20 protein-coding genes are annotated in these 23,527 nt (G+C 46.2%); 3 read left to right on the top strand and 17 right to left on the bottom strand.

Features of this window, described 5'->3' with window-relative positions:
* Positions 1-28: 28 nt before the first annotated feature.
* The 10 genes from yhbY to C8U37_RS00455 all read right to left on the bottom strand — a co-directional run bounded on the left by yhbY (position 29) and on the right by C8U37_RS00455 (position 9,924).
* Positions 29-340, bottom strand: a complete 312-nt coding sequence (gene yhbY, locus C8U37_RS00500; RefSeq protein ID WP_086628351.1) for a ribosome assembly RNA-binding protein YhbY — start codon at positions 338-340, stop codon at positions 29-31.
* Between the two features lie 230 nt (positions 341-570).
* Positions 571-1,698: a ribosome biogenesis GTPase YqeH gene (yqeH, locus tag C8U37_RS00495; RefSeq protein WP_108031298.1), complete on the bottom strand. Its 1,128-nt coding sequence runs from the start codon at positions 1,696-1,698 to the stop codon at positions 571-573.
* Positions 1,691-2,218, bottom strand: a complete 528-nt coding sequence (locus C8U37_RS00490) for a YqeG family HAD IIIA-type phosphatase (protein WP_108031296.1) — start codon at positions 2,216-2,218, stop codon at positions 1,691-1,693. The genes yqeH and C8U37_RS00490 overlap by 8 nt, the downstream gene beginning before the upstream one ends.
* Before the next feature lie 510 nt (positions 2,219-2,728).
* On the bottom strand, positions 2,729-3,598 hold the full coding sequence (thrB, locus tag C8U37_RS00485) for a homoserine kinase (protein WP_108031294.1): 870 nt from the start codon (positions 3,596-3,598) through the stop codon (positions 2,729-2,731).
* An 82-nt stretch (positions 3,599-3,680) separates the two neighbouring features.
* Positions 3,681-4,970, bottom strand: a complete 1,290-nt coding sequence (locus C8U37_RS00480) for a homoserine dehydrogenase (protein WP_108031292.1) — start codon at positions 4,968-4,970, stop codon at positions 3,681-3,683.
* Between the two features lie 191 nt (positions 4,971-5,161).
* Positions 5,162-5,392 (bottom strand): YkuJ family protein, encoded by a 231-nt coding sequence (locus tag C8U37_RS00475; protein ID WP_086628356.1) that lies wholly within the window; start codon positions 5,390-5,392, stop codon positions 5,162-5,164.
* Positions 5,393-5,502: 110 nt separating this feature from the next.
* A complete protein-coding gene (locus tag C8U37_RS00470; protein ID WP_108031290.1) occupies positions 5,503-6,369 on the bottom strand; it encodes an NAD(P)-dependent oxidoreductase in 867 nt (288 codons plus the stop codon).
* 119 nt (positions 6,370-6,488) lie between these two features.
* Positions 6,489-7,694: a glycosyltransferase gene (locus tag C8U37_RS00465; protein WP_108031288.1), complete on the bottom strand. Its 1,206-nt coding sequence runs from the start codon at positions 7,692-7,694 to the stop codon at positions 6,489-6,491.
* Positions 7,695-7,922: 228 nt separating this feature from the next.
* Positions 7,923-9,656: a phosphoenolpyruvate--protein phosphotransferase gene (gene ptsP, locus C8U37_RS00460; protein ID WP_108031286.1), complete on the bottom strand. Its 1,734-nt coding sequence runs from the start codon at positions 9,654-9,656 to the stop codon at positions 7,923-7,925.
* Position 9,657: 1 nt separating this feature from the next.
* Positions 9,658-9,924 (bottom strand): phosphocarrier protein HPr, encoded by a 267-nt coding sequence (locus tag C8U37_RS00455; RefSeq protein ID WP_108031284.1) that lies wholly within the window; start codon positions 9,922-9,924, stop codon positions 9,658-9,660.
* Positions 9,925-10,322: 398 nt separating this feature from the next.
* On the opposite strand from C8U37_RS00455, the gene C8U37_RS00450 reads away from it, so the two are divergent.
* Together C8U37_RS00450 and C8U37_RS00445 are read left to right on the top strand one after the other, a co-directional pair.
* On the top strand, positions 10,323-12,521 hold the full coding sequence (locus tag C8U37_RS00450) for an ATP-dependent Clp protease ATP-binding subunit (RefSeq protein ID WP_108031282.1): 2,199 nt from the start codon (positions 10,323-10,325) through the stop codon (positions 12,519-12,521).
* 154 nt (positions 12,522-12,675) lie between these two features.
* A complete protein-coding gene (locus C8U37_RS00445) occupies positions 12,676-12,951 on the top strand; it encodes a DUF1827 family protein (RefSeq protein ID WP_068623254.1) in 276 nt (91 codons plus the stop codon).
* A gap of 97 nt (positions 12,952-13,048) precedes the next feature.
* Here the strand turns inward: C8U37_RS00445 and C8U37_RS00440 are convergent, their stop codons facing one another.
* From C8U37_RS00440 to C8U37_RS00420, 5 genes are all read right to left on the bottom strand, one after another.
* Positions 13,049-14,626, bottom strand: coding sequence for a peptide chain release factor 3 (locus C8U37_RS00440; RefSeq protein WP_108031280.1), 1,578 nt, complete (start codon positions 14,624-14,626; stop codon positions 13,049-13,051).
* A gap of 263 nt (positions 14,627-14,889) precedes the next feature.
* Positions 14,890-16,287, bottom strand: a complete 1,398-nt coding sequence (locus C8U37_RS00435; protein WP_108031278.1) for a hemolysin family protein — start codon at positions 16,285-16,287, stop codon at positions 14,890-14,892.
* 175 nt (positions 16,288-16,462) lie between these two features.
* The gene (locus tag C8U37_RS00430; RefSeq protein WP_108031276.1) at positions 16,463-17,821 is read right to left on the bottom strand and encodes an FAD-dependent oxidoreductase; all 1,359 of its coding nucleotides are present in this window, start codon (positions 17,819-17,821) and stop codon (positions 16,463-16,465) included.
* Positions 17,822-18,001: 180 nt separating this feature from the next.
* On the bottom strand, positions 18,002-19,105 hold the full coding sequence (locus C8U37_RS00425; RefSeq protein WP_108031274.1) for an AI-2E family transporter: 1,104 nt from the start codon (positions 19,103-19,105) through the stop codon (positions 18,002-18,004).
* Entirely contained in the window at positions 19,093-20,169 is a 1,077-nt protein-coding gene (locus C8U37_RS00420) for a M42 family metallopeptidase (protein WP_108031272.1), read from the bottom strand. The genes C8U37_RS00425 and C8U37_RS00420 overlap by 13 nt, the downstream gene beginning before the upstream one ends.
* Positions 20,170-20,323: 154 nt before the next feature.
* Between C8U37_RS00420 and C8U37_RS00415 the strand changes: the two genes are divergently transcribed.
* Positions 20,324-20,791: a GNAT family N-acetyltransferase gene (locus C8U37_RS00415; RefSeq protein ID WP_245879733.1), complete on the top strand. Its 468-nt coding sequence runs from the start codon at positions 20,324-20,326 to the stop codon at positions 20,789-20,791.
* Between the two features lie 260 nt (positions 20,792-21,051).
* Here the strand turns inward: C8U37_RS00415 and mgtE are convergent, their stop codons facing one another.
* The gene (mgtE, locus tag C8U37_RS00410) at positions 21,052-22,422 is read right to left on the bottom strand and encodes a magnesium transporter (RefSeq protein ID WP_245879732.1); all 1,371 of its coding nucleotides are present in this window, start codon (positions 22,420-22,422) and stop codon (positions 21,052-21,054) included.
* Positions 22,403-23,290 (bottom strand): RluA family pseudouridine synthase, encoded by an 888-nt coding sequence (locus C8U37_RS00405; RefSeq protein ID WP_425445649.1) that lies wholly within the window; start codon positions 23,288-23,290, stop codon positions 22,403-22,405. Before C8U37_RS00405 ends, mgtE begins: the two co-directional genes overlap by 20 nt.
* Between the last annotated feature and the right edge of the window lie 237 nt (positions 23,291-23,527).

Genomic DNA, 23,527 nt, shown 5'->3' with positions numbered 1-23,527 from the left:
CCTCAATAAAATATGGATTGGCCTGCCTTTAGATTTTTTCAACGACAGTCGAATAACGACGATTTTTTTCTTTGGTTGATGGTTTGAACAACACAAGCGTGCGCCCAATCTGTTGGACGACTTTCGCTTGCAGTTTTTCTTCGATCACTGCAGCGACATCTTCCGTTTCCTCATCCGTATTCTGCAGAAGAGCGATCTTCAGCAATTCTCTTTTTTCCAATGCTTCCCCGATTTGGTAAAGCATCTCTTCGTTCAATCCACCTTTACCCACTTGGAAGAGCGGATTCATATGGTGCGCTTCTTTTTTCAAATATTGTTTTTGTTTGCCTCTTAATTCCATTTGACACCTCAGTCTTTATATTCTAGAAAAATTATTTTTATTCAAAAGTGCATCACCGTTGGTATTTCACGAGTTAGTAAAATGTTCCGTGCATCCCAAAGTGTTGGCTAGCTTTACGGGTTAGCCCTTCGGAAATTAGATAAATCGTACCTATTGCGCTCTTCGATGCTCAGTCGGCACGATTTCCTAAATTTCTCTCAGGGCTGAACGAACCCGTTCCGCTTTTCTGATTATATGATCGGTTTGCGCATTACAGCGTCCACGCCTTGCGGGACCCATGCTGCGACTTTACCCGGTTTGCGGACAGTAATCCATCCCAATCCGGAAAATACGATATCGGACGGTACTTTGACATTGAACTCACGTCTGACCAACGGCGGGAAATTCTCCGCGTCTTCCACAGACGGCGGCTGAAGAAGGGTCCCCAGATGTTTTGCATAAAATTCATCCGCTTTCTCCAATTTGGTGCGGTGGATTTTCAAGTCATTCGAGAAATAACAAGTGAAGGACGATTTTTCCCCGCTGATGAAGTCAAAGCGCGATGCGCCGCCCAAGAACAGCGTCTGCTCCGGGTTCAATTGATAAGTGATCGGTTTGATTTCGTGTTGCGGCGCTACGAGCTTCAATTCTTTCGGGCTCAGCACATGCGCCATTTGATGATGATGGATGATCCCCGGCGTATCGATGAGGAAATGCCCATCGTCCAAAGGAATACGGATCTGATCCAACGTTGTGCCAGGGAACTGGGAAGTCGTGATGACATCTTCCTTGTTGCCTGTAGCCGCACGGATAATCTGGTTCATGACAGTGGATTTACCTACATTCGTAACGCCCACGACATAAACATCTCTGCCATCCCGATGCTCTTCGATGGTTTCCAACAAATCATCGATGGACGTCGCTTTCTTGCCGCTTACCAGCACAACATCAACCGGGCGCAAGCCTACTGACTGCACTTGTTCCGTCAACCATTGCTTCACACGGGACAGTTTGACCGACTTCGGCAAAACATCCACTTTATTTCCGACCACCAACACTTTATTTCCCCCCGCAAAGCGATGCAATCCGGGGATCATGCTGCCGTATACATCAAACAGGTCGATGACGTTGACGATCAAGGCATCTTCCATCGAGATGGTGTTCAGCATAGCCAAAAACTCATCATCCGTGACGGACACTTTTTCCATCTGATTGTAGTGGCGCAATCTGAAACAGCGTTGGCAATATAATTGCCCGGAATCCAATCCCTTTTGCAGAGCGGCCGCCGGGGTATACCCTCGTTCGGTCGGATCATCGGTCTGGATTTTCGCCCCACAGCCGATGCAATAGAGATCTTCTGTTAATTCTTCTTTAGTCAAGTGATTTCCTCCATATCATTCCTGGATCATTTTTCAACAATCGTTTCAGCAGTTTTCTTTCAAAGAATCGGTTTATGCGCGTATTCCATCCGTCCGAATTGATGATCGGCATTACCCACACACTCTTGACTCCCGCTCGATTTGCGCCAAAAACATCCGTAAGCAATTGGTCCCCAACCATCAGGCATTGGTCCAACGGAATCTGCAGCTGTTCTGCTGCCTTGATGTAGCCGCGGCGGGAAGGCTTCATGGATCTTGGCACATAAGACAATTGCAGCTTATCCGCGATTATCTTGATGCGCTTATCGCTGTTGTTGGAAATGATGACGACAGGTATCGCATTTTCTTTCATCAAAGCGATCCAATCCTTCAATTCCTGTGTCCCTTCCGGATTATTCCAGGCGATCAAGGTATTGTCCAGATCGGTCAGCAAACCTTTGATGTTGTTCTTTTCAAGTTGTTCCGGAGTGATGTGATAGATGGACTCCACCATCCATGTCGGTTTGAATTTATTTAACATAATGTCTCCTCATCAAAAAAATAAGAGGACGGGAAAAAGCAACAACGTCACTTTTCAAGCAGAACCCGAGAGAAATCCCTCCAAGTCGCGCCCCAAAACCGAAAAACTGCACGGCACACAATCCGAAAAAAGCATCCTGTACCCCACAAAAAAGTTTTGACCCAGCCTCACTACTATCCAATTGTATATTATAACCCCATTCCAGTAACATTATAAAGCATAAACAAAAAAATACAAGAGCGCGATGATTCGCGAGAGTGTGATGATTCGCGAGAGTGTGATGATTTGCGGGAGGGGATGAGCACTAAGAGGGCTAACACAAAGCGGACGCTTGCGCTTGGGCCTGGAAAGATGAATAACTCTCTGTTATCCATCTTTTGCGCTCCCGCGCGACCTGGAAAGATGAATAACTTTCTGTTATTCATCTTTTCTGCACGCTTTCGGCCCTAAGCTTGCGGGCACTAACCAAAAAAACAAAAAACCCGAGGATTTTACTCCTCGGGCCCACTATCATTTGATTACTTGCACACCATTTTTTTCAACATGCAGCAACTTGACTTCACTGTTTTTGACGGCGGCTTTTGCCGCAGCAACGAATGCTGCGGCTTTTTCAGGATGGATCATTGTGAGGATCGTCGTGCCGGCACCACTCAGGTAAGTTCCGTACGCTCCCATCGCATGTCCCAATTCCCGGACTTGACTCAACTCCGGAACCAAGGCGCCACGATAAGGCTCATGGAAGACATCCTGCTCCATCAATGCGCCCGCTTTTTCGATGTCACCCGAGAAAACAGCCGCCACCAGCATATTCGAGATGCTGCTGCCTTTGACAGCTTCCTTGAACGGAAGGGAATCCGGCAAAACGGCCCTGCTCGCCTTCGTCAACAATTCCTTTTCCGGAATCGTCACTACCAAGGCAACCTCAGGGAAACTTGCCTTCGTCCAATATACTTTGGAATCCAGAACAGTTCCGACAGTGAAATCCCCCGTGATCGCAGGCGTCACATTGTCTGGATGGCCTTCGATGCGTGTCGCGATTTGAATTTTATCATCAATGCTCAATTGCAGACCTGCACACTGATTGGCCAACTCGATCCCTGCAACAATGGCAGCTGAACTGCTGCCCAAACCTCTGGCAGCAGGCACTTCACTCGTCATCGTGATTTTCCTTGGTGCCATATTCGGCGCCAAAGACAATGCGGTTTCAATAATCAGATTCGTTTTATCAGTCGGGATCCCCGCTCCCAAATCATGAAGAATTTCCCACTCATCGGCCTCTTCTTTTACAGTCAATGTCAAATATAATGATACAGCCAATCCAAGGGAATCAAAACCTGGCCCCAAATTGGCGGAAGTTGCCGGTACACGGATATCAAACATCCTACTAATCAATCCTTTCCAAAAGAACGATGGTCCATCATTTCTTACTCTTTAGTGTGTTCGAAATACAAAAGAAATCCGATCAATGTTCCAATACTTTGAAATGGACTTTCAATTTCATATCATCATTATCTTCCATCGCTTGGATGATTTCATTTTCTTGCGCTTTCGACATCGGATGCGTAACGATGACAATGATCGCTTTACCGTTTGCCAATGGCTCTTGGATAATCTTATCGAAGCTCACTTCTGCAGTGGCGAAGATTTTCGCCACTTCCAAAAATTGGCCTGCACGATCGGTAACTTCCAAGCGCATGAATACAGGATTGATGACCTGCTCAGGCTTCGCGATTCGGGTCTCTACCTCATATTCATTAAAGATGTTACCAGTTATTCCCATAAGGATATTTTTAGCGATATTCATCACATCACTGACGACGGCTGTTGCGGTAGGCAACTCGCCAGCTCCGGCTCCGTAGAACATTGTTTCCCCAAGAGCTTCTCCAGCCACAAAGACAGCATTCATTTCATTGTTGACGCTGGCCAAAGGATGCGATTCCGGAACAAATACCGGTCCGACTTCCACGTTGACACTGTCGTCGATTTTTTCGGCAGTACCGATCAACTTGATTTTGTAGCCTAAACGATTCGCCAACTTGATGTCGTTGATGGAAACATTGCGGATACCCGTCACTGCTACATCATCCAAAGTCACATCATTCGTTCCGAAGGCAAGACGAGCCAAAATGACCATTTTGCGCGCTGCATCCAATCCATCGACATCGCTAGTCGGATTTTTTTCAGCGAAGCCCAATTCCTGTGCCAACGCCAAGGCTTCATCGTAAGAATAGCCCTCTTTGTCCATTTTTGTCATCATGAAGTTGGTCGTACCGTTCACGATCCCCATGACTTTTTGGATATTGTCGGAAGCGAAACTTTCCGTGATGGCACGCAAGATCGGAACACCTCCAGCAACAGCTGCTTCATACAAGAAATCGCATTTGTTCGCTTTCGCCAGCGTGACCAATTCTTTCCCATGCAAAGCCACAAGATCTTTGTTTGCTGAAACGACATGCTTCCCAGCCGCCAATGCTTTGGAGATGTAATCTTTTGCTGCCGGAACATATCCGATCAATTCTACGATGATCGAAATTTCTTCGTCATTCAAAATCTCATCAAAATTATCCGTGCAGTGAACAGACTCGCCAAAGAACGTTTTGCATTTTTCGATATCGCGGTCCAGAACGGTTTTGATGACTACTTCCTGTCCGACGACTTGCTTGATTTTATTCTGGTGGCCACCGATGATGCGGGCAACGCCAGTCCCTATCGTTCCTAGTCCTAATAAACCTACGTAAATCTTGTTTGCCATTATTCCACCTCTTCAATTATTTCCTTATTACACAGTATACTGAATGTTGCGGAATTACTCTACATAAAAATTAAAAAATTTTAATGATTGCCACTTTATTCCCATGAATAATGGAAAAGACAAAAAAAAGGCAGCGGGAAAATGAGTCGGCTCATTTTCCCGCTGCCTTAGTTCATGCAAGGATGGATGAATTAATCTTGTAATAATTCGTAAATTTCGATGGCAACTAAATCAAGATCATCAAATTGATAAGTTTGGTTTGAATCGTGTTCTTCCAATTCAAAACTTTCCGTATCGCGGTTGTATTTAACGACGCAACGTTCTACGCCTGCTTTTTCAAAACGACGGATTTCGACATCACCATTGTCTTCCATCATTACTTCTAGGCGACGAAGGATCGCTGAGAGCTGTGAAGGTTTCATGATATTTCCCCTTTCAAGACTAACTTCTTATTTATTCTAGCATTTTTTTTCTGACTGCGCATCAATTTACTGTAATTTACCTAAGAAAATCAATATTTGAGCATTGCGCCTTATTCGCCCCACCAAAGCTTCACCAGTGCTTGCGTACCGTCATCAGCGAAACCTTTGCCCGCCAATTGTTCGTAAAGGAGCGCTGCCTGTCTTGTAGCCGGCAAATTGATGCCCATCCTCTCCGCTTCATCCAGTGCGATCTTAAGGTCTTTCACAAAATGTTTGACGAAGAACCCTGCTGTGTAATCTTGCTTCAGGATCCGAGGGCCATAGTTCTTCAAAGACCAGTTTGCGGCACTGCCGGAACCGACTTGATCGATTACGCGTTCCAAATCCAATCCGGCAGCTTTCGAATAAACAAGCAATTCGGTCATGCCGGTCATCGTGCCGGCCACCATGATCTGGTTTGCCATTTTTGTGTGCTGTCCGCTGCCGGCTGGCCCTTGCAGCATCACCTTACTGGAAAATACGGAGAGGACTTCTTTTGCGGCATCGAATGTTCCTTCATCTCCGCCGACCATCGTTGTGAGCGTTCCGTTCTGCGCACCCTTGTCTCCCCCTGATACCGGAGCATCCAGAGTAGCAATGCCTTTTTCTTTTCCGAAAGCATATATTTTTTCCGCCAGAGTCGGCGTACTCGTTGTCATATCAATGAGGATATGGTGGTCATCCGCTTGCGAGAAGATTCCGGTCTCGCCAAAATAGGTCTCTTCAACGTCTGTCGGATAGCCTACCATCGTGATGACGATATCTGCTTTCGCTGTCACGTCGGCCGGCGTATCGCACCATTTTGCACCTTCAGCGATGACCGCATCGGCTTTGCTCTTCGTTCGGTTATAGACATGGACAGGATAGCCCGCTTTCAAAAGATGTCTGATCATGGACGAGCCCATGACACCTGTTCCGATAAACCCAATTTTTTCCATTAATAAATCCGCCCCTTCCAAAAGCTATGTTAACAGTATACCTTACGCCTTGCGCAGATAAAAACAAAAAAGCGCCGGGAAACAGATCATCCAAGCAATCTGCTTCCCGGCGTTCGGGCTCAACGTTTGATTTTCTCCAGGAGATTCACTCTTAATTTCAATTCTTCGCGCGGCTGCGATTCATAAATGTCGATACTTGTTTGATAATAGCTCAATACGGCATCCGCAAATGCTTTTGAAGAAATTTCCTGCATCAATTCATCCCATACTTCTTGGTTGATCGCAACATCGGAACTGTGAAAAAACTCCGCATATGCGATGATGGTCTTGCCGATTTTGTCATCCTCTTCGAATAACATCCCTAGGCTGTCCTCTGTTATCAGACCGGATAAATAGTCATTCCGTTTAGCAATGACCGGACACCAATTTACGATCGATTCCAAGTATGTCAAGCCTTGCGTCTCTGATTCGGAAGCATTGATATAAATATCCGCCATCTGATAATATTCGCTGACATCTTCATTTCTGACTTCCCCGACAAAAATCACATTAGGGATCAAATTCATTCCCGCCACCAACGCCTCCAACTCATGGCGCATCGGCCCGTCACCGACGAACACAAGCTTTGCGGATGGGTAGGATTCGACAACCTCAGGAAAGGCATGAACAAGCTTATCCAGATTTTTTTCTGAAGACAACCTGCTGAGGGAGAGCAGCACCAATTCGGAATCCGAAATGCCCAACTCTTCGCGCTTTCGGGATTTGATGCCGACAATCTGTTCGGGTATCTTGACACCCGTTGGAATGACGCGAATTTCTTTGTAGATGTTGTAGGATGCCAATTTCTCCTTCATTTGCTCACTTGGAGCAATGATGCCCATCGTACTGTTGCAGAAATAACGGGAGGCTATCTTCACCGCACGGGGTTTCACAACTTTCCCTTTAGCGATGTAGTGCAGATATTTTTCGTACATGGTGTGATAGGTATGCACCGTGGGAATCTCCAGCATGTACCCGACGAATTTCCCCGTCAAGCCCAAACTGAACTCTGTATGCGTGTGCACGATATCAATCTTCTGTTTCTTCGCTTCCTTCAACGCTTTGTTCATCCCTTTGACCGCAACCCTACGATCTTTGAAGGATAAGAACGGGATACTGGTCAAACGGATTATATTTTTTTCAGATTCGTCAGCTTTCGGGTCGGTTGTGGTAAAAATGATGACCTCATGACCTTCTGCCTCCAATTCCTCTTTCAAGGTGCGGATTGAAGTGGAAACCCCGCTCACTTGAGGAAAATACGAATCTGTAAACATGCCTATTCTCATGATTTCACCTCGAAAAAATCCCATCAAATTTATAATGACTCAATATGTTCAGTATATAGAACATTTTGATATTTGTCACTCATCCGCCAGACCTACTTTTTTAAAATATATTCGCTCGAAACGGGATGCGCAAATAACAGGTGCTGTATATCCAAGATCGGTTTTAAATCGCAGGCACACAAAAAGACCAGGCATGCAAGCATGCCCGGCCTTTTTAACCTGAATCGGCTAGTCTACTAATTTAGCTTTCATTTCTTCAACCAACGCAATGACTTCTTCAACAGTCGTGCATTCATTGATCGCTTTGTCCGCTAATGTTTCCATTTCTTTGGAATCCAAACGTTTCATCAAGCTGCGTGTTTTCAGGACGCTGGATGCGCTCATGGAGAACTCATCCAAACCAAGACCTACCAACAACGGAACCGCTGTTTGGTCGCCGGCCATCTCGCCACACATACCAGTCCATTTGCCTTCAGCATGAGAAGCATCGATAACATGCTTGATCAGCGTAAGGATAGCTGGGTTGTACGGTTGATACAAGTACGAAACTTGTTGGTTCATGCGGTCTGCCGCCATTGTGTATTGGATCAAGTCATTTGTTCCGATACTGAAGAAATCTACTTCTTTAGCGAATTGATGAGCTAAAACAGCAGCTGCTGGGATTTCGATCATGATACCAACTTGGATATCATCAGCGACTTCTACGCCATCGGCCAAAAGATTCGCTTTTTCTTCATCCAACATCGCTTTTGCTGCTCTGAATTCGTTCAGAGTTGCAATCATCGGGAACATGATGCGCAATTTACCGTAAACGGAAGCACGCAACAATGCACGCAATTGTGTACGGAACATCTCTGGTTCAGCTAAACAAATGCGGATTGCACGGTAACCCAAGAATGGATTCATTTCTTTCGGCAATTCCAGATAAGGCAATTCTTTGTCCCCACCGATATCCATTGTACGGACAACGACAGGTTTGCCTTCCATGCCTTCCAAAACAGCTTTATAAGCATCGAATTGCTCATCTTCTGTCGGGAAGTCCGAAGAATCCATGTACAGGAATTCAGTACGGTATAGACCTACCGCTTCAGCGCCGTTAGCGATAACGCCTTCCAAATCTTTAGGCGTTCCGATATTGGCTGCCAATTCGATATGTTTACCGTCTGCTGTAACTGTATCTGCATTCTTCAGTTTGTGCCATTCAGCTTGCATCGAAGAAAACTCTTCAGCTTTCTTCTTGTATGCAGCTAATGTTTCTTCATCAGGATTGATGAAGACGTCGCCATCCAAACCATCCAAAATGATGATATCGCCATCTTTGACGATTTGTGTGATCTCTTTTGAACCTACAATTGCAGGAATCTCCAAAGAGCGGGCCATGATTGCGCTGTGGGATGTACGTCCACCGATGTCGGTAACGAATCCTTTAACATAATCACGGTTCAATTGAGCAGTATCACTAGGAGTCAAATCTCTAGCAACGACAATCACTTCTTCAGTGATTGTCGATGGGTTAGGGATTTTAACACCCAACAGGTGGCTCAATACACGCTCAGTAACGTCGCGGATATCCGCTGCACGTTCTTGCATGTATGGATTGTCTTCCATCGCTTCGAACATACCGATGAACATGCCGGCAACATCAGAAAGTGCTGATTCAGCATTGACACCGTTGTCGCGGATGTTTGAATTCATTGATCCAATCATTTCTGGATCGGATAATACCATTAAATGCGCATCAAAAACTTGTGCTTCTTCTTCGCCAAGTGACACTGCCGCTTTGTCCCTGATTGCACTTACCTCTGATTTAGCGGTTTCAAAGCTTTGCAAAAGGCGAGCAATTTCGCCTTCTGAATCTTCCACTTTACGCTTCTCAAAGGATAGATCCGGTTCAGTAAGCAAATATGCTTTCGCGATTGCAATACCGTCACTAGCTGCTATTCCTTGTAAGTGGTTTTTCATATTACTCTGCTAGCCCTTCTTTTACCATTGTTGCAGTGATTCCAGCCATAGCGTCTGCTTCGTCCGGACCTTCTGCAGTGATGACAACATCAGCGCCTTGGCCTACGCCTAATGACATTACACCCATAATGGATTTTAAGTTAACTGATTTACCTTTGTATTCTAAATTGATATCTGAATTAAACTTGCTTGCAGTTTGCACCAATAAAGTTGCTGGACGTGCGTGAATCCCTGTTTCTGCGATTACGTGATATTCTTTTCTTTCCATGTCATAAACCCCTTTTGAGATGTATTTATTTAAGGTACTTTTAATACGTTTCCATTATAACAGAAAAATGGGAAACCGAATCAAAAATAACCCTTTCATTGAATAAGATTACCATCTTTCGCTTTATACTACAACTGTTTTAACCAGATTCGTTCAAATTTTTGTCATAATTGCGGAAATGCCACTAATTTAATACAACCTTCTCATATGGCTGGATGCCGTCCCGCGAATAATTTTTTTGCTTTGTTCAGGTCATACCACTTGAAAGTCAAAATAGGTCAATGTATAATGGGGGGCATAAGGTCAGAGTTGGTCAGGATACCTTCTCGCGAGATTTCCTTAGCCGTTACTACTATAATATACATGTAGCTATGATCCATATAGAAAGGAAGATTGCCATGCTTTGTCAAAATTGCGAAAAAAACCAAGCTTCCATTCATCTGTATGCCAGCGTGAATGGACAAAGACGCCAAATCGACTTATGCCAGAGTTGCTATCAAGAATTCAAAGCCGCTCAATCGCAACAAAACAATCCGAATCCAAGATCCCAAGGCCCCGTAGACCCTTTTTCTTTCGGTAATCTGGATTCCTTCTTCAAGAAAATGCAGCAAAACCAAGAACAGAATTTCCAACAGCCACCTGCCCCTGAAGCTGCCCGTGGAGGAAAAGGCGGCGGCAAAGGCGGCTTGCTTGACGAATACGGCATCAACCTGACGCAATTGGCCCGCGATGGCGGCATCGACCCTGTCATCGGAAGAGACAGTGAAATCGCACGCGTCATCGAAATCCTGAATCGCCGCACGAAAAATAATCCGGTACTCACAGGGGAAGCTGGTGTCGGCAAAACAGCCGTAGTGGAAGGCCTTGCCCAAAAAATCGTGGACGGTGATGTTCCTCAGAAATTGCTGGACAAAGAAGTGATCCGCTTGGATGTCGTCTCGCTCGTCCAAGGAACCGGCATCCGCGGCCAATTCGAAGAACGGATGCAGAAGCTGATGGATGAAATCCGCGCGAACAAACAAATCATCCTCTTCATCGATGAAATCCATGAGATTGTCGGTGCAGGAAACGCTGAGGGAAGTATGGATGCAGGCAATATCCTGAAGCCCGCCCTTGCGAGAGGCGAACTGCAATTGGTCGGAGCCACAACGCTGAACGAGTACCGCAGAATCGAAAAAGACGCTGCATTGGAACGCCGATTCCAGCCCGTCCGCGTGAATGAACCGACACCTGAACAGACGTTGATCATTCTCCAAGGCATCCGTCCGAAATACGAAGATTATCATCACGTCAAATATTCGGATAAGGCACTGGAAGCGGCTGTCAAATTGTCGCACCGCTATATCCAGGATCGTTTCCTTCCGGACAAAGCCATCGACTTGCTTGATGAGTCCGGATCCAAAAAGAACCTGACCATTAAGCCAATCGATCCGCAACAGATCGAGGAGCGCATCGAAACGGCGGAACGGGAAAAACAAGCCGCCCTGCATGCGGAAGATTATGAAAAAGCTGCCTATTATCGCGATCAGATCACAAATCTGAATAAGATGAAACAAAATCCGACGCCAGCCGATGGTGATCCCGTCGTCACGGAACAGGATATCCAAAAGATCATTGAGATCAAAACAAATATCCCGGTCGGTGAGTTGCTTGAAAAAGAACAAACGCAATTGAGGAATCTTGATGCCGATCTGAAGAAAAATGTCATCGGCCAGGACGAAGCCATCGACAAAGTATCCAAAGCGATCCGCAGAAACCGTATCGGATTAAGCCGCAAAAACCGCCCGATCGGCTCCTTCTTGTTTGTGGGACCTACCGGTGTCGGCAAGACCGAATTGGCCAAACAGTTGGCGATCGAAATGTTCGGTACAGAAGATGCGATCATCCGCTTCGACATGAGCGAATACATGGAGAAACACGCCGTCTCCAAATTGATCGGTTCGCCTCCAGGGTACATCGGCTATGACGAAGCCGGACAATTGACCGAGCGTGTCCGCCGCAGTCCCTACAGCATTCTGCTTCTGGATGAAGTCGAAAAAGCCCACCCGGATGTCATGCACCTCTTCCTGCAGATCCTTGACGACGGCCGCCTGACGGATTCCCAAGGCAGAACCGTCAGCTTCAAAGACACCATCATCATCATGACCAGCAATGCCGGCACGGGCGTCCAGGAAGCAAGTGTAGGCTTTGGCGCAGCCATGAAAGGCAAGACGCATTCCATCCTGAACCGCTTGAGCGATTACTTCAAGCCTGAATTCATCAACCGCTTCGATGCGATCGTCGAGTTCAACCAGTTGTCCAAAGAGAATTTGAGCAGCATCGTCACGCTTATGTTGGATGACGTCAACGAATTGTTGAAGGATAAGGAAATCAGCGTTACCGTCTCGCAGAAAGCAAAAGATCGCCTTATCGATCTGGGATATGACCCAAGCATGGGTGCACGCCCGCTGCGCCGCGTCATCCAGGATCAGATCGAGGACCAGGTAGCTGAATTCTACTTAGATAATCCGAAAATCAAAGATTTGTTTGTCGACGCAGATGAAGAAGGCAATCTGATTGTCGTCAGCAAAGTCGAACGCACAGAAACAAAAGACTGAACAACAAAAGGCAAGAGTTGTCACTGACTTCTCTTGCCTTTCTCGTTTGGAAGGTAATGAAAATTATTCATTTGTTTGTTTACTCTTTAAATAAATGAACAGTTGTTATATAATTATTCTATAAACAGCCAACCTAAGTTAGGGGTGTTCGTCCATGAAATTGATCGATGTTACAAATAGCCACGCTGATCTTGTACGTGAGCAATTGGCCAACACCGATGCTCAATTTGTCAAAGTGTATTCTTTGGGACAAACTACAGTCATCTTTACCGGTGCCGCAACACATGAGGATGTCATCATCCTCAACAAAAACCGTCGCGTGAAGCAAAGCGAAATCGACTTTGTTCTGACGAAATTGTTGCACCTTACCGTTGACGATGTGGAAGTTATGCCTGGTCATAACTTCGTGGAGCTATCTCATCTGAAATGATTGACATTTTCTGCAATCGAAAAAAAACTCTTCTTAACGCAAAACGCACACTGCTTTTCAGCAATGTGCGTTTTTTTTGATTTTTTGGTGATTCAAATCAAAGCAAAGCTGTCAATTTGACTTCCGGATATTTGTCTTCGAACCAACGCATAGCAAATTGGTTTTCAAAAAGGAATACAGGATTACCGAAACGGTCGCGGCACAATAGGTTACGGCTTGAGGACATGTTCGGATCCAGGTCTTCCGAGTCAATCCATCGGGCAATCTTGGAGCCCATCGGTGTCATTTCGACTTCCGCGTTGTATTCGTGCAGCAGGCGGTACTGGAAAACCTCAAACTGCAATTGGCCGACCGCACCCAGAATGTAATCCTCTGTATGGTAGGTTTTGTACAACTGGATGGCTCCTTCTTGAACCAATTGTTGCACACCTTTATGGAAAGATTTCTGCTTCATGACGTTTTTCGGAGTGACTTTCATGAACAGTTCCGGTGTAAATTGCGGCAACGCTTCGAACTGAAGGCCTTTTTTGCCTTCATAGATCGTATCGCCGATCTGGAAGTTACCTGTGTCGTATAGCCCGATGATGTCTCCGGCTACCGCCGTTTGGACTTGCTCACGGGAATCGGCCATGAACTGCGTCGTATGCGCCAGTTTGATCTTTTTGCCGGTACGGTGTACATAAACGTCCATTCCGGGTTTGAATTCACCGGAGCAGACCCGCACGAAGGCAATCCTGTCTCGGTGAGCCGGATTCATATTCGCTTGGATCTTGAAGATGAATCCGGTAAAGTTTTCATCCGTAGGTTCAACAATCTCTTCCGCTACGGTCATATGCTCACTTGGGCTCGGAGCAAAATCCACAAAGGCATCAAGAAATGTCTGGACGCCGAATCCAGTCAAAGCTGATCCGAAGAAGACAGGCGTCAATTTCCCGGCCGCGATCGCTTCTTCTGAAAAGTCGTTGCCCGCCTCTTTCAGCAATTGAACATCTTCAACCGCTTGGGTATAGATGGTTGATTGCATCACTTGGTAATCGCCTTCGATTTCGCCGTCTTCATTCAGCGGCAGAAAATCATTGTCTTCATTCTCTTCAGGATGAGTCAATTCCACACGATTATTGTAGATGTCATACAGGCCCAACAAATTTTTCCCCATGCCCATAGGCCAGTTCATCGGATAGGCATCGATCCCCAAAACTTCTTCCAACTCCGCAATCAGATCCATCGGCTCGCGGCCATCACGGTCCAATTTATTGATGAAGGTAAAGATCGGAATCCCTCTCATGCTGCAGACTTTGAATAATTTCTTTGTCTGGGGCTCAATACCCTTCCCGCTATCGATGACCATCACTGCGCTGTCCACAGCCATCAGCGTACGGTACGTATCTTCCGAGAAATCCTCATGCCCGGGTGTATCCAAAATATTGATCTGTTTTCCGTCATAATCAACCTGCATGACCGAACTGGTTACCGAAATACCCCTTTGTTTTTCGATATCCATCCAATCCGATTTGGCGAATCTGCCTGATTTTTTCCCTTTTACCGTCCCTGCTTGGCGGATTGCGCCCCCGAACAACAACAACTGCTCCGTGATGGTCGTTTTACCGGCATCCGGATGGGAAATGATGGCAAAAGTTCTTCTTGCTTTTACTTTATCTGCTAATGTTTGAGTCATATTGTTCTCCTTTTTCGAATATCTCCATCGTGACATCGTGAACGCTATCTAAACAAAAAGATAGCATGAGCAATATGCACACGCTAACCCACGACAATACCTTTGTTATTATACAAGAAATCCGAGCATTCCACAAGATTGTCGTTGCGACAGTATGCGGGCCCAAAATAAGGGTTGGTAGCCGTGTTCATGCTGATCCCGATTGCAAGAAAGCAGTCTCACCCAGACCGACTTTTATCGATCCGGGCAAAACTGCTCAGCATTCATTTTGTTTCTTCTGTTAAATCGGCAGCTTCTTCGGCATCTGCCGCTGCCTCGTCTTCTTTAAAACGTTCTTTTGCGGGCCGATCATTTTCGTTCATGTAAGATACTCCGACTTTCAGCAGACGGCGATTGTCGAACTCCAACGTTTTGATGACCAATCCGTTTTCTTCGATGGAAGCTTCCTCATTTTCTTCCGGAAACTCACCCAACTCAGTCAAAAGATAACCAGCGATCGTATCGACATCCGCTGATTCAAGTTGCGTGCCAAAATAATCATTGAAGCGATGCAAAGGCGTAGCTCCATCGGCTTCGTACACATTATCGCCGACCCGCGCAATCAGCACATAACTTTCATCGTATTCATCCTCGATGTCGCCCACGATTTCTTCCAGAATGTCCTCCAAGGTCACAATCCCGACCATGCCGCCATATTCGTCATGGAGCAACGCCAATTGGTTATGACTTTTCTTCAGGTAGGACATCAATTCATCCGTCATGATCGTTTCCGGAACAAACAGAGGCTCATTCATGATTTTGCGCAGATCGATCTGATTTATTGGGGTATTCTTGGATTCCTTCAATAAATTCTTCAGATGCAACACACCAATTATATTGTCCTTGTCATCTTCATAGATCGGTATGCGGGTATACGGGGAATCCAATGCTGCTTCTATGTTCGCCTCCATATCATCGTTCACATTCAGCATGAAAGTGTCCGTCCGCGGCACCATAACCTCCCGGGCCATTTTGTTGTCCATGGAAAGCACTCCCTTCAGCATGTTGAATTCCATCCGTTCGATGGTCCCTTCATCGCTGCTCTTTTCCAACAGCTCCCGCACTTCTTCACGCGAAAACATATCGTTGCCGCTCGAGAACGTGATCGGCGTCATTTTTTCCAGCACACTGGTGGAAAAGGACAAAAACCAAACGAAAGGTTTCATCAGCTTTTGGACGACAGTGATGAAGCCCGCACCTGCCCGCGCCACTTCTTCAGGGCGTTGCAGACCGAGTTGTTTCGGATACAGTTCACCGAAGACCAAGGAAATGTAGGAGAGCGCTAATGTCACGATCAGGATGGCAGCCTGTTCTGCGCCGGGTATATTGCTCAAGTAGGGATCGAGTCTGGCTGCGAAAGTATTGGCAGCCGAAGCACTGGAAAGGAAGCCCGCGAAAGTAATGGCAACTTGGATAGTCGCCAAAAAATCATCGGAATGGTCCAATAGCGCCAAAATTTTGCGCGCTTTTTCATCCCCTTTGATAGCTTGATTCGCCACCCTATTTTTGTTCAGTGAAACAAATGCGATTTCGGATGCCGCAAAAAATGCGTTCACCAATGTCAATACCGCAATCAGCAGCAGTTGCCAAAGCAAGGTCTGATTACTGGGGTCTGTGGTCATAGATTGTTTCTCCTTCGTTTTTATATCTCTTTGAAAGTTCATTGTTACCTTTCATTATCTAATGACCCGGCCAAAAAAACAAGTGTTTTATCCGGAAACACCGTCCATTCCACAAAGAACCCCTCCGTTAATCAACGGCGCGATTAACGGAGGGGTTCCAAAAGATGGAATTGAATTATTTAGCAGCTAACTCCGCTTCTTGTTCCAAAGCTTTTTGAGCCAACAAGTTCAAGTAGTTCCAAGGACGGTCAAAATGAGGTTGGAAGAAGAAGTCGACAAGAGCCAAGTCTTCGATCGTCATTTTGTTTTGGATAGCCAATGATAAAGTATTGGCTGATTGTGTGATGTCATACTTGGACATCAGCTGTCCGCCGACGATGCGGTTCGTACCTACTTCGTAAACAAGTTTCATCAGCACTTTTTCATTTGATGGCATGAATTCCGGACGGTAGAAGTCTTCCAGAACTACGGAACGTGTTTCAAGTCCGAAAGCTTCAGCACTTGCATCGTTCACACCGGTAGAACCGATAGTGAAGCCATTCAGGTACAATCCTGAAGTGGATTGTGTTCCGCGGTATTTCATTTTAGGTCCGTTGATGTTTTTACCGACCAACAATCCCATACGCACAGCGTTTGTTGCCAATGGAATATAGGCATGTCCGCCGTTCGGATTGTAGTTTACCGCACAGCTGTCTCCTGCTGCGTAAACGTCAGGCAAGCTTGTTTGCATGTAATCATTCACGATGATCGCACCGTTCTTCATCATATCCACTTGGCCTTTGACAAGGTCCGTATTCGGTCGGAACCCTACGCATAAGATGACCATTTCAGCTTCGTATTCTCCGCCTGTTGTAACTACTGTAGTGATATCTCCAGCTTCGTTCTCTTTGAAGCCTTTAACCATTTCATTCAATTGTACTTTTACGCCATGTGCGCGCAAGTCATCTTCAAGGATGTCCGTAAATTCAGAATCCAAATATTTATTCAAAATGCGATCCAAACCATCGACCAATGTAACTTCTTTACCGTCGTTAGCAAAAGCTTCAACTAACTCGATACCGATGTAGCCGCCGCCGACAACGACGATTTTCTTTTTATCGTCTTTGCGAGCGATGATTTCTTTCGCTTGGTTATAGTTTTTGCAAAGCAAAACATTTTTGCTTTGGATGCCTTCGATTGGCGGGATGATTGGCCATGAGCCGATCGTTAAAACTAACTTGTCATATGTGTCTTGAAATTCTTCGCCGGTAACTAAGTTTTTCACAGAAACAGTTTTAGCAGCTGTATCAATGCTTGTTACATCATGTTGCATGTTTACGTTTGCGCCTAATGAAGCAAGTTCCTCAGGGTTAGAGTAGAATAATCCTTGTGGATCTTTTACGACACCGCCGACGTAAAGCGCAATCCCGCATGACAAGAATGAAACGTTGTCGTTTCTTTCGTATACTGTTAATTCAGTACCTGGATTCTCCTTCAAAATTGTCTTCACTGCTGACGTTCCGGCATGCGTACATCCCACTACGATTACTTTCATTGTACTTCCTCCTAAAATTTCCGTATTAATATATTTTGCACAAACCAATCGCCGTAATTCTCATAATTCATAATAAAAACTGCACAAATTGATTCGTTATGCCCTTAACACTTTTTACATAATAAAGGATTCCAAAGGTAAAAAGCAATCAATAACCCTCGGAATCCACATTAATTTTTTTTATTGTTTATGCAACACTTTTTTCCTTCTGTTTTTTACATAACGGTGGACATATTGGACGATTGTTTTCACGACTGCATATGCGGGAATCGCCAATATCATTCCCAGTACACCGGAGATTTTGCCTGCAGCCAATAGTAGAAACAGAATCGTCAGCGGATGCATATCCAGCGTTTTGCCCAAAACATTCGGAGAAATGATGTTCGATTCCACTTGCTGTACCACCAACACGACGACACAGACCAACAGTGCTTTTGTCGGGGAGATTGTCAACCCGATTATCGCTGCCGGAATCAAGCCAATGTATGGCCCCAGGTAGGGAATGATGTTCGTGATGGCTGCCGTGACCCCAAGCAGGAAGGCGTACGGAAGCCCGATCAGCAGATACCCGATAAAGGTGAACGTCCCGACGAACAGACAGACGAGCGCCTGCCCGCTGATGTATTTGGCGATTGTTTTGTTGATTTCCTTGAACAACGCAAGTACATCAGAGGAATATTCATGCGGCAGCAATTGAGCGACCGCTTCAGGAAACTTATGCCCATCCTTCAGCATGTAGAAAAAAATCAATGGAATGATGATGACAAGCAACGCGATATTAGCTACGGCCGAGAGTACGGAACCGATGCTGCCCGTCAAGCCATTCAGGAAGGCGCTGATGCTGCTTTGGATATTTCCGCTCAACTGAGACAATTGGGTCGGAATATCCAGACGCTCAACCCATTCCTGTTCAATCACTTGTTGATAGAGTTTATTCAAGGAACGGATCACGCTAGGCAAATTCGTCAACAGTTCTCCGATTTGGTTCACCAGATTCGGAATGAGTCCCAGAAAAGAGAAAATGACGATGCCGATCAGCAGAACCATGACGATGAGAATGCCTATCGGCCGTTTGATGTTCAGCCTGTTCTCGAGCATTTCGATGAACGGTGTGAAGATATAATACAGAAAACCCGCCACAAGAACTGGCGTGAAGATCGTCGAGATGAAGGCGCCGATCGGATAAAAAATAAAATCGATTTTGGTGGACACCCATATCAGGCACGCCATCACCAAAAGCCAAACACTCCAGTAGAGCAGATTCGTTTTCCTTAATTGTTCCATTCAATATCCTCTTGTTTCCCAGGCTGTATGCCAATCATCGGAGCGGACAGATACGCTTCCAACAGTTTGGAGCAGGCTTCCAAGGACTTCCGATGGGTACGTTCATAAGCATGGCTTGCATCGATCCCCGGTCCGATCAAAGCGTGGCGGACATCCCAACCCGCTTTCATGGCTGCTGATGCATCACTGCCGTAAAACGGATAGATATCCAGTTTATAAGGAATTTCCTGTGATTCGCATAATCCGACCAACTGTTGCCGAAGTCCGAAGTGGTAAGGACCCGATCCATCCTTCACGCAGATGGATACGGTATATTCGTCAGTTTGTTGGTCGTCGCCCATCGCTCCCATATCTACGGCCAAATATTCCACCGTGTGCGGCGGCATATTCGAGTTGCCGCCGTAGCCGATTTCCTCATTGTTCGAAAAGAAGAAACAAGTCGTGTAAGGCAGCGTCAAGTTTTCGTCCGCGATACGGTGCAGGAACTGCAGCAGGATAGCCGCGCTGGCTTTATCGTCCAGATGCCTTGATTTGATGTACCCGGTCGGAGTAATCTCCGTCCGAGGTGCAAAGCTGATGAAATCCCCTACGCCGATACCAAGCGCAGAAACATCTTTGGCGTTGTGCACTTCTGCATCCAGCCGGATTTCCATATTGTCCTGATTGCGATCGGCCGTGCGCGCGTCTTTATAGACATGGACGCTCGTTTGGTGCAACAATATCGTTCCCGTCCAGTCTTTTCCTGTGGCCGCACTATGGATTGTACAATATTCCCCATCAATCGAATGATAAGTGAATCCGCCGATCAGGTCGATTTTCAGTCTTCCATCCGGTTTGATTGCGCGCACCATTGCCCCTAGTGTATCGATATGCGCCGTCACGAATCGCCTGCTTTGACCTTCAGTGCCTTTAACCGTCACCATCAGACTGCCCTTATGATTTCTTTCAGGTTCATACCCCTTCTGTTTCAAGTTTTCATCCAAAAAATCAATGATTTCCGCCGTATATCCTGTCGGCGACGGGATGTTTGTCAATTGTTGGATCGTTCCCATTATATTTTGCATCTTCTTCACTCCTCTTGCTGATTATATTAGTATAGCAAAATAAGCCGATAAAATGAGGCAAAAGCAATTATTTCACACAAAAAATGCCGATTCATGTAAAATGGAACGAGAGGTTCCAGAGAGCCCAATAAATTTCGAAAGCGAGGAAAGCCCCTTGTTGCATTTTGAATGGACACATAATTTACAATCACAAACTTATCAGGATGCTTTAGCTATCCGCAAAGAAGTATTCGTGGAGGAGCAGCAGGTGCCGGTCTCCATAGAAATTGATGATTTGGAGGATAAGACCTTGCATATCGTCGGATATGCAGAAGCCATCCCGGTTGCCACCGCCCGGATCTATCCTATGGAAAACGGAAAATACAAGGTGCAACGCGTTGCCATCCGCAAAGCCGTACGGGAAAAGAAATACGGCAGCATCCTGATGCAGGAAATCGAAAGGCACGTCCGCGAACTCGGCGGCAAGCGCCTGTTCCTCGGAGCCCAGAACCACGCCATCGGTTTTTACGAAAAAGCCGGCTACACCATCTGCGGCGAAGAATACGAAGAAGCCGGCATCCAGCACCATGACATGGACAAAATAATAGAGCGTGATGATTCGCGTTTAGGGGATGAGCATTAAGAGGCTATTACGAGAACGGCCGCTTTTTGGCCGTGACGTAATAGCAGCTTAAGCGGAATCCCCTGCGAATCAGAACGCGTTTAAAAAGACTTCGATGATGCACTGTGACCGTACCGGTCAAGTGTGCCATGTCTCTAAGCGATTAAAATCGCAAGAGCCATGGCAAATCCCGGGTAGAAATCGAGCACTAAGCCAACAAAAAAAACAGGCAATGGACATAGCCGAAGCGGCTGTTTATCCCTTGCCTGTTTTTTTTGCACCTACATGAGTGTGCTGATAAAATGTTTCGCGATGTTGAAATAGATCAAAACGGAAGTCAAATCGCTGAATGTTGAGATGAACGGCCCGCTTGCAACGGCAGGATCAAAGCCAAGACGATCCATCAATACCGGAATCAAGCTACCAGCCAGATTCGCCACCGTGATGGCAACCAACATGGAAATGCCGATGATCCCACCTAAGATGAAGTTCTGTTTCCAAACACCGATGACAAGCGCAATCGTGACACCAGTAACCAACCCGGAAATCAAACCGGTCGCCAACTCGGATAAAATGGTACGGAACAAATTTTTCTCCTCATCATCCTGCATGCCGATTTTGCGGACTGCGACGGCAAGTGATTGTGTCCCCGCATTACCGGATGTTCCGGTGATCAAGGTGACAAATACGGAAAGGATCGATGCTTCCGAAATCAATCCTTCATATTGGCTGATCAATGTGGACGTTCCCATACCCAAGAATAATAGCGTAATTAACCACGGTAACCGCTTGGATGCAGCCACAAATGGGTTTTCTGATTGCTCCTCAACGTCGACCCCGGCCAAACCAGAGAAGTCACTGACGGCTTCCTCATCGATGACGTCGATGATGTCATCGACAGTGATGATCCCCAGCAATACATTGTTTTCGTCGACTACCGGCACAGCCAGGAAGTCATAGTCCCTGATTTTATGGGCAACATCTTCTTGCCCTTCTTTTACATTCACCGATACAATCCGCTCACTCATGATATCGCTGATCATCATATCTTCATCATTCACGATCAGATCCCTCAAGGAAATGACCCCGACCAGCACATTATCCACATTGACGACGTAGATATAGTAAATCGTTTCCGCATCAGGCGCTTTGCTTTTAAGGATAGCCATCGCGGATCGGACCGTCTGGTTGGCTACGATAGAGACGAATTCCGGCGTCATGATGGCCCCGGCAGTTTCGTCTTCATAATTCAGCAAAGCCCGAATTTCTCTCGCTGCCTCCATAGGCATCAAGCGCAGGTAAAGCCAAATCCGCTCATCCTTCAATTGCTTCAGCATATCTACCGCATTATCGGCGTACATGTTTGCCAACATATCGGCCGCGTATTGATTGTTCATTTCCAAAAGATACGCTTCGACTGACTCGACATCTTCCTCGATGATTTCGAACATGTCAGCCATTTCATTCGCCGAGAGATAATGATACATCGTTATGCGTTCTTCAGGTGCCAAAGCCAGATAGATCTGGGCCTGATCGTAGAGGTGATAGTCCAAAAAATCGGAACGGAATCTTTCGATATCCTCGCCCTGGAGCGATTCGCGGATTTTCGCCAACGCTTCGTCTAGTTCAAATTCATATTGTGGTTCCAACACGGATATCAGCCTCCTTGTCCCTCTGTCTGCTTTCCCATTTGATGAAATCATCCGGCAACGGTGCTTCTATCTTTAAAGGTTCTCCACTGATTGGATGCACAAATGCCAATGACTCGCAATGCAGGGCTTGCCGTAACATGTCTGGGTCAGCTTTCCCTCCATAAAGGTCATCCCCAAGCAAAGGCGCACCGATTGAGGTGAAATGCACCCGAATTTGATGGGTCCTGCCCGTATGCAACTTGATTTTCACAGTCTGTCCATCCGGATAGGACTTATCCAACCAATATTCCGTCAGCGCTTGTTTTCCGTCTTCCCGGACCATTCGCGTTATGATCGAATCCTCAGTCCTGCCGATGGGGGCATCGATGAATCCATGCGTTTCTGTCAGCACTGGTTCGGATAATACCGCCCTGTACGTTTTGTCGACTTCCTTGTTGCGCAACAGCGTATCCATCAGAGCATGCGCGTATCCATGCCTTGCAAAAAGCATGACGCCGGTCGTATCACGATCCAGACGCGTGACAATATGGATGACTTGGTCCACATAGCCTTGCTGTTGATAGTAGCCTTTCACGCGATTCGCCATGGAAAGACGCGGGTGGACCTTTGATGGGATGGAAGCAGCGCCAAACGGTTTGTTCACAACCAAAAAGTGCTCGTCCTCAAACAAAATGTCCAAAGGCATGTCCACCCCGACAGTCGTTTCGTGTTCCCCTTCATCCGGAATGCGGATCATCACTTTATCGCCTTTTTCCAAGGTCGCCAATACTGTTCTTTCTTTGCCGTTCAGCCAGATACTGCCTCCATCGAATTTGATGGTGGCCAACAGACTTTTTGATACGCCCTTTGAACGTAAAAAAGTCTTCATCAGTGTCGTCTCTTCTTTTTCATATACCCAGCTAAAAATCACTTTACACTACCCCTACTCTATACCGAATCTCTGTGTGCGGGCCCGCCGCCTTAGTTTGTCCCAAGCTATTTCAAAATTGGAACAGGTTACCCAGCAAACCCAATGGTCTTGAAACCTTCAGGATTCTGCTCAGCAACATACATTCCTATTCTAACCAAAATGAGGGCATTCCACAACTCATGCCCTGTCATCGCG

Source organism: Trichococcus patagoniensis (assembly GCF_003051085.1).
GTDB classification, from domain to species: Bacteria; Bacillota; Bacilli; order Lactobacillales; family Aerococcaceae; genus Trichococcus; species Trichococcus patagoniensis.
This window is presented reverse-complemented; position numbering and strand designations above follow the sequence as displayed.